Raw genomic sequence first — 7,057 nt, forward strand, 5'->3', positions numbered from 1 at the left:
GCGCCATCAAGTGATCTTGGCGTGCCTGGATGTTGGGCACTCCGCCTCGCGCGTCGGCAGGGCGGTCCCTGTAGCGGTCCCCGTCTCGGCAGAGGCGGTAGAGGCCTGCGCTGATCGACGCGTATGCGGCGTATGTGGCGAGCCGGTGCCGCCGGCGGGCCGTACGGCTCAGGCGTCGGGGGCGGCGTCGATGTCCCTGCTGGTCTCCGCGCCGGCTTCCGTGCCGTTCAGTGCCAGGCGGTCGCCGATCGCGCGCAGGCCCGCGAGGTCATGGACATCGCCGGGCAGCGCGGCGACCTCCGTCACCGGGACCTCGGGGTGCAGCGCGGTGAAGCGGTCACGCGTGCGCCGTTCGCGCGCGAGGACCTGCATACGTTCCGCGTGCAGTCGTAGCAGCCCGGCGGCCAGTTGCGCCGCCGAGGCCGAAGTGGGTGCCTCATGCTCCGCCGCGGCAGCGGGGGAGAGGCCGCCGGCGGTACGTGATCCAGCCTTCCCGCCGTCGAGATCCACAATGCCGGTTGCTTCAAGATTATTTTCGGCGTGGTCCGCCGGGGGGTCGTCCTCGGCCTCGTCCTCCGCCAGCCCGTCCGTCAGGGCCTCCGCGGCTGCCAGGGCGCGCTCGGCGCTCAGTTGGGCGGCGCCGCTGCCGTGCACCCGGTTCAGCACGAGGCCGGCCAGCGGCATCTGTTCGGCGGCCAGCCGCTCGACGAAGTACGCCGCCTCGCGCAGCGCGTCCCGCTCCGGCGCGGCCACCACGAGGAACGCCGTACCGGGCGCCTGCAGCAGGCGGTAGGTGGCGTCCGCGCGGGTGCGGAAGCCGCCGAACATGGTGTCCATGGCGGCCACGAACGTCTGCACATCGCGCAGCAGTTGACCGCCCATGAGCTTGCTGAGCGTGCCGGTCATCATCGACATGCCGACATTGAGGAACTTCATGCCGGCCCGGCCGCCGACCTTCGCCGGCGCCATCAGCACCCGGATGAACTTGCCGTCCAGGAAGGAGCCGAGGCGCTTGGGCGCGTCCAGGAAGTCCAGGGCAGAGCGGCTCGGCGGCGTGTCGACGACGATCAGATCCCACTCGTCGCTCGCACGGAGCTGGCCGAGCTTCTCCATGGCCATGTACTCCTGCGTGCCCGCGAAACCGGCCGACAGGGACTGGTAGAAGGGGTTCTCCAGGATGGCGCGGGCGCGGTCGGCGTCCGCATGGCCCTCGACGATCTCGTCGAAGGTGCGCTTCATGTCCAGCATCATCGCGTGCAGTTCGCCGCCCGCGGTCTCGTCGACGCCCTTCACCCGGCGCGGGACGTTGTCGAGCTCGGAGATGCCCATCGACTGCGCCAGCCGCCTGGCCGGGTCGATGGTCAGCACGACGACCTTGCGGCCGCGCTCGGCGGCCCGTACGCCCAGCGCCGCGGCGGTGGTGGTCTTGCCGACGCCGCCCGAGCCGCAGCACACCACGATGCGGGTGCCAGGGTCGTCGATCAGCGCATCGACCTCCAGGCACGGGGCCGAGGCGTCCAGCGTCGTGTCGTCCGAGGTCATATCGGCCCCTGTTTCCGCAGCTCTCTCGCCAGTTGGTAGAGCCCGGCGAGGTCCACTCCCTCGGGGAGCAGCTCCAACTCGTAGGTGGGCAGGCCGATTGCGGTCAGCTCGGCATGCTCGGCGCGCTCCAGCTCGACCCGCTCGGCGTGCTCCCGCGCCTGCTCCAGCAGGGGGTCGATCAGCCGGTCCGCCAGGCCGCCGCGGCGGGCCCCGCCCAGGCCGGCCTGGGAGAGCGCCTTGGCGACGCCCGTACGGGCCCCGCGGGCGGCGATGACGTCGAGGTCGCCGTTGTCCAGGAGGGCCGGGCGGGTCATGTTGATGACGATGCCGCCGACGGGGATGCCCGCGGCGCGCAGCTCCGCGACACCGTCCGCGGTCTCCTGGACCGGCATCTCCTCCAGCAGCGTCACCAGATGCACCGCGGTCTCGGGCGACTTGAGGACCCGCATCACGGCCTGCGCCTGATTGTGGATCGGGCCGATCTTCGCAAGGCCGGCGACCTCGTCGTTGACGTTCAGGAACCGGGTGATGCGGCCGGTCGGCGGGGCGTCCATCACGACCGCGTCGTAGACGAACCTGCCGCTCCTGTCCTTACGGCGGACCGCCTCGCACGCCTTGCCGGTCAGCAGGACGTCCCGCAGGCCCGGCGCGATGGTCGTCGCGAAGTCGATCGCGCCGAGCTTCTTCAGCGCCCGGCCCGCGCTGCCGAGCTTGTAGAACATCTGGAGGTAGTCCAGCAGGGCGCGTTCGGCATCGATGGCGAGGGCATGGACCTCGCCGCCCGCCCGTCGCCCGCCACCGCCCCGAGCGGAATCTCCCCCAGACTCCGTCCGGGGGGACCCCCATTGCGATGCGCCTTCGGACGTCGGTCCGACGGCGATCTTGCGCTCCTCGTACGGAAGCGCCTCGGTCTCGAACAGCTGGGCAATGCCCTGCCGGCCCTCGACCTCGACCAGGAGGGTACGACGCCCCTCGGTGGCCAGGGCGAGGGCGAGGGCAGCGGCGACCGTGGTCTTGCCGGTGCCGCCCTTGCCGCTGACGACATGGAGCCTGCTCACGCCAAGGAGCCTAACCAGTCCACGTCGCGGCTACGCACGGGATACGCCCGGGAAGCCCCGGAGATCTTGCCCACGTTGCGTCCGGGTCCGGTCAGGGTTGTTCCGTAGGGGGCGGGCGCGGGCCTGGTCGGGCGCCGTGCCGGGCGGGCACGGGCGGGCCGTGGCGGACGGCGTCCGCCGCGGTGGTGGACAGGCATTACGCTCGGCCCATGACCAAGTGGGAATACGCGACCGTGCCGCTGCTCGTGCACGCGACGAAGCAGATTCTGGACACCTGGGGCGAGGACGGCTGGGAGCTGGTCCAGGTCGTGCCGGGCCCGAACAACCCCGAGCAGTTGGTGGCCTACCTGAAGCGGGAGAAGCAGGCGTGAGCACGGCCGAGGACAAGATCGCGGCGCTCGGGCTGAAGCTGCCGCAGGTCGTGCCGCCGCTGGCCACGTACCAGCCCGCGGTGCGCTCCGGCTCGTACGTCTTCACGTCCGGCCAGCTGCCGATGGTGGACGGCGCGCTGCCGGCCACCGGCAAGGTCGGTGCCGAGGTCAGCGCGGAGCAGGCCAAGGAACTCGCGGCTACGTGTGCGCTCAACGCGCTGGCCGCCGTGAAGTCCGTCATCGGCGACCTCGACAAGATCCAGCGGGTCGTCAAGGTCGTCGGCTTCGTGGCCTCCGCGCCGGACTTCACCGGGCAGCCGGGCGTCCTCAACGGCGCCAGTGAGCTGCTGGGCGAGATCCTCGGCGACAAGGGCGTGCACGCCCGGTCAGCGGTGGGCGTGGCGGTGCTGCCGCTCGACGCGCCGGTCGAGGTCGAGATCCAGGTCGAGGTCGCCGAGTAGGCCTTCCGCGCCTGTGCCCCCGGCCCCTCCCCCTCCTCCCCCTTCGGGGGAGGGGGCGGGGGGTGGGTTCGGGGGTGGGGGGCGGCCCAGCGCCTTCACCGGACGAACGGCGCCCCGCGTCCCGGTACGCCCTGGCGGCGGCGGAGCACGCCCGGCGTGAAAGCAGCCCTCGAACATCCGCGCACGAGCGCATAGCATCCGGCCATGTCGTCCACGACCAATGGCCAGTGGTACCCGCCGGAGTGGCCGGACCGCATCCGGGCCCTCGCGCACGGCGAGCTGACCCCTGCCGAGCCCCGGCGGGCCGCCACCGTCCTGCTGCTGCGGGACTCGGAATCCGGCGGCCCCGCCGTCCACATGCTGCGCAGACGCACCTCCATGGCCTTCGCCGGAGGCGCATACGCCTACCCCGGCGGCTCCGTCGACCCCCGTGACGAGCGTCCGGTGGCCTGGGCCGGTCCCTCGCGCGCCCAGTGGGCGGTCCGTATGGGCGTCGATCCGGCCAGTGCGCAGGCCGTCGTCTGCGCAGCCGTGCGCGAGACCTTCGAGGAGTCGGGCGTCCTGCTCGCCGGTGCCTCGGCCGACACGGTCGTCGCGGACACCACGGGCGAGGACTGGGAGGCCGACCGCGCGGCCCTGGTCGCCCATGAGCTGTCCTTCGCCGACTTCCTGGGGCGTCGCGGCCTGGTCCTGCGCTCCGACCTGCTGGGCGCCTGGGCCCGCTGGATCACCCCGGAGTTCGAGCCACGGCGCTACGACACCTGGTTCTTCGTCGCCGCGCTGCCCGAAGGCCAGCGCACCCGCAACACGTCCACCGAAGCGGACCGCACGGTGTGGATCCGGCCCGAGGACGCGGCCGCCGGCTACGACCGCGGCGAGCTGCTGATGATGCCGCCGACGATCGCGACGCTGCGCGGGCTCCAGCCGTACGCCACCGCCGCGGACGCGCTGGCCGCCGCGGAGGCCCAGGACCTGACACCGGTACTGGCCCGCGCGCGCCTGGTGGGCGGCGAGATCGAGCTGAGCTGGCCGGGCCACGACGAGTTCACCAAGCACATCGCGCCGACGGGTGCCGAGGGCGGCGCCCCCGGGGACGGCGATTCCGGCGGATCCTCAGGAGCCACCGGCCCTATGGGAGGGACCCCCGCATGACCGATGCAGCCGCGCTCCCGGGCCAGCCCCGTGGCGGAGTGATCTCCGGGCCGGCCACCGCCCGCGCCCACTGCGTGCTCGCCCCGAACCCGTCGGCGATGACCCTGGACGGCACCAATACCTGGATCGTCGCCGAGCCGGACTCCGATCTCGCCGTCGTCATCGACCCCGGGCCGCTCGACGAGGGCCACCTGCGGGCCGTCATCGACACCGCCGAGCGGGCCGGCAAGCGCATCGCGCTGACCCTGCTGACCCACGGTCACCCGGACCACGCCGACGGGGCCGCCCGGTTCGCCGAGCTGACCGGCTCGGCCGTACGGGCGCTGGACCCGGCGCTGCGCCTGGGGGACGAGGGCCTCGAAGCGGGCGACGTCATCACCACCGGGGGGCTCGAACTGCGCGTGGTGCCCACACCGGGGCACACCGCCGACTCGCTCTCCTTCCATCTCCCGGCCGACCGCGCCGTGCTGACCGGCGACACGATCCTCGGGCGCGGTACGACCGTGGTGGCGCACCCCGACGGCCGGCTGGGCGACTATCTGGACTCGCTGCGCCGGCTGCGCTCCCTCACGGTGGACGACGGCGTCTCGACGGTCCTGCCGGGCCACGGGCCGGTCCTGAACGACGCCCAGGGAGCGGTGGAGTTCTATCTGGCGCACCGTGCCCACCGGCTCGCCCAGGTGGAGACCGCGGTCGAGGCCGGCCATCGCAACCCCGCCGACGTCGTCGCGAACGTCTATGCCGACGTCGACCGGTCCCTGTGGCCGGCCGCCGAGCTCTCGGTGCGGGCACAGCTGGACTACCTGGGCGAGCACGGGCTGATCGAGGGCTGAGCGCCGGCCGGGCCCGGGAGCCGGTCCGGTCCCGCCGCGAGGGTTCGTCAGCGGGTCTACGGGCGGGGCGCCTTCGCCCCGTGGACGGCGAGGTACTCGTCGGCCAGCCAGGGGGCGAGGCCTTCCAGCAGCTCGTCCGGCAGCTTCGGGTACGCGGCGGGCGCCCGGGCGGCGCGTGCCGCGGCGCGCATCTGCTCGGCATGCGCCGGGTAGTAGCGGCCGAACACCTCGGCGGACTGGGCGAGATCACTGGTCCAGCCGCCCCAGCGCGGCATGACCAGTGTGAATCCGGTGCGTACGAGCCGGCGTGCCACGCCCCGGGTCAGCTGGGTGCGCTCGGCTTCCGTAGTGGCCGCCGCCGCCTTCGCGCGCAGACCGGGCAGGCTGCGCAAGAGATCGCCGTTGGTCTCGCGGGCGAGGAGCGAGGTGGGGCGGTAGCGGGGCAGCCGGGCGGCGAGATCCGGACCGCTCAGGGGCGTACACAGACACGCCACGAACCACCCCAGGTCGTAGCGCTCCAGCTCGCTCAGCAGCCGGTCCACGCCGAACAGCAGGAGTCCCGCGCCGTCGATCTGCCGGAAGGAGGCGTCCAGCCCGTCCTCGATGGCGCGGGCGGCGGCACGGTCGGCCCCGGTCGGCTCGTCCCGTAGGGCGATCAGCGCGTCGAGGTCGGAGACACCGGGGACGGCGGTGCCGCGCGGGATGCTGCCGTAGAGGTAGCTGCTGTGCAGACGGCCGGGGCCGAAGTGGCCGGTGAGCCGGGTGCCGAGCTCTGCCACGACGGGGGCGAAGGGCGCGGAGACACGGTCCAGGGACCCCTCCCGTACGAAGTGGCCGTCCTCGTCCAGGCCCGTACCGCTGCCGTAGATCATGGCGCCACTATGGCGACGAGGCGGGCAGCGGCGCGAGGCAGTAACCGCGAGGCAATAGCCGCGAGACGGTAACCGCGCGGCAACGGCGAAGGGCCCCGCCGGAGCGGGGCCCTTGCGAAGCCGTCTGCGGGGAGTGCTCAGCGCGAGCGCTTGGCCAGCCGCTCGACGTCCAGCAGGATCACGGCGCGCGCCTCCAGGCGCAGCCAGCCGCGGCCCGCGAAGTCCGCGAGCGCCTTGTTGACCGTCTCGCGGGAGGCGCCGACCAGCTGGGCCAGCTCTTCCTGCGTCAGGTCGTGGACGACGTGGATGCCTTCCTCGGACTGCACGCCGAAGCGGCGCGACAGGTCGAGCAGGGCGCGCGCCACACGGCCCGGCACGTCCGAGAAGACCAGGTCGGACATCTGGTCGTTGGTCTTGCGCAGCCGGCGGGCGACCGCCCGCAGCAGGGCCGTGGCCACCTCGGGGCGGGCGTTGAGCCAGGGCTGGAGGTCGCCGTGGCCCAGGCCGAGCAGCTTGACCTCGGTCAGGGCGGAGGCGGTGGCCGTACGCGGACCCGGGTCGAAGAGCGAGAGCTCACCGATCAGCTCGCCGGGGCCGAGGACGGCGAGCATGTTCTCCCGGCCGTCGGGGGAGGTGCGGTGCAGCTTCACCTTGCCCTCGGTGACCACGTAGAGGCGGTCGCCGGGGTCCCCTTCGTGGAACAGGGCGTCGCCGCGGGCGAGCGTGACCTCTCCCATAGAGGCGCGCAGCTCGGCCGCCTGCTCGTCA

At 73.1% G+C, this 7,057-nt stretch carries 8 protein-coding genes; 4 read left to right on the top strand and 4 right to left on the bottom strand.

Going from position 1 to position 7,057, the window contains the following annotated elements:
* Positions 1-168: 168 nt before the first annotated feature.
* The gene (locus ACWD6P_RS27635) at positions 169-1,542 is read right to left on the bottom strand and encodes an ArsA family ATPase (RefSeq protein ID WP_451446871.1); all 1,374 of its coding nucleotides are present in this window, start codon (positions 1,540-1,542) and stop codon (positions 169-171) included.
* Positions 1,539-2,600, bottom strand: a complete 1,062-nt coding sequence (locus tag ACWD6P_RS27640) for an ArsA-related P-loop ATPase (RefSeq protein WP_451446872.1) — start codon at positions 2,598-2,600, stop codon at positions 1,539-1,541. The genes ACWD6P_RS27635 and ACWD6P_RS27640 overlap by 4 nt, the downstream gene beginning before the upstream one ends.
* A 209-nt stretch (positions 2,601-2,809) precedes the next feature.
* Between ACWD6P_RS27640 and ACWD6P_RS27645 the strand changes: the two genes are divergently transcribed.
* The 4 genes from ACWD6P_RS27645 to ACWD6P_RS27660 all read left to right on the top strand — a co-directional run bounded on the left by ACWD6P_RS27645 (position 2,810) and on the right by ACWD6P_RS27660 (position 5,417).
* Positions 2,810-2,971, top strand: a complete 162-nt coding sequence (locus ACWD6P_RS27645; protein ID WP_003975360.1) for a DUF4177 domain-containing protein — start codon at positions 2,810-2,812, stop codon at positions 2,969-2,971.
* Positions 2,968-3,432 carry a RidA family protein gene (locus ACWD6P_RS27650; RefSeq protein WP_451446873.1) on the top strand — a complete coding sequence of 155 codons (465 nt, stop codon included), beginning with the start codon at positions 2,968-2,970 and terminating at the stop codon, positions 3,430-3,432. Before ACWD6P_RS27645 ends, ACWD6P_RS27650 begins: the two co-directional genes overlap by 4 nt.
* Positions 3,433-3,636: 204 nt before the next feature.
* Positions 3,637-4,584 carry an NUDIX hydrolase gene (locus tag ACWD6P_RS27655; protein ID WP_451446874.1) on the top strand — a complete coding sequence of 316 codons (948 nt, stop codon included), beginning with the start codon at positions 3,637-3,639 and terminating at the stop codon, positions 4,582-4,584.
* Entirely contained in the window at positions 4,581-5,417 is an 837-nt protein-coding gene (locus ACWD6P_RS27660; protein WP_451446875.1) for an MBL fold metallo-hydrolase, read from the top strand. Before ACWD6P_RS27655 ends, ACWD6P_RS27660 begins: the two co-directional genes overlap by 4 nt.
* A 56-nt stretch (positions 5,418-5,473) precedes the next feature.
* Here ACWD6P_RS27660 and ACWD6P_RS27665 read toward each other — a convergent pair whose 3' ends face one another.
* The gene (locus ACWD6P_RS27665; RefSeq protein ID WP_451446876.1) at positions 5,474-6,289 is read right to left on the bottom strand and encodes a nucleotidyltransferase; all 816 of its coding nucleotides are present in this window, start codon (positions 6,287-6,289) and stop codon (positions 5,474-5,476) included.
* 137 nt (positions 6,290-6,426) lie between these two features.
* Positions 6,427-7,057: Crp/Fnr family transcriptional regulator (locus tag ACWD6P_RS27670; protein ID WP_451446877.1), on the bottom strand; the 631-nt coding region annotated here is incomplete at its 5' end.

This window comes from Streptomyces sp. NPDC002446 (assembly GCF_053595675.1).

Coding starts and splice junctions, on each gene's coding strand:
- ACWD6P_RS27635 (WP_451446871.1), bottom strand. CDS start 1,542: ATGACCTCGGACGACACGACGCTGGACGCCTCGGCCCCGTGCCTGGAG.
- ACWD6P_RS27645 (WP_003975360.1), top strand. CDS start 2,810: ATGACCAAGTGGGAATACGCGACCGTGCCGCTGCTCGTGCACGCGACG.
- ACWD6P_RS27655 (WP_451446874.1), top strand. CDS start 3,637: ATGTCGTCCACGACCAATGGCCAGTGGTACCCGCCGGAGTGGCCGGAC.
- ACWD6P_RS27660 (WP_451446875.1), top strand. CDS start 4,581: ATGACCGATGCAGCCGCGCTCCCGGGCCAGCCCCGTGGCGGAGTGATC.
- ACWD6P_RS27665 (WP_451446876.1), bottom strand. CDS start 6,289: ATGATCTACGGCAGCGGTACGGGCCTGGACGAGGACGGCCACTTCGTA.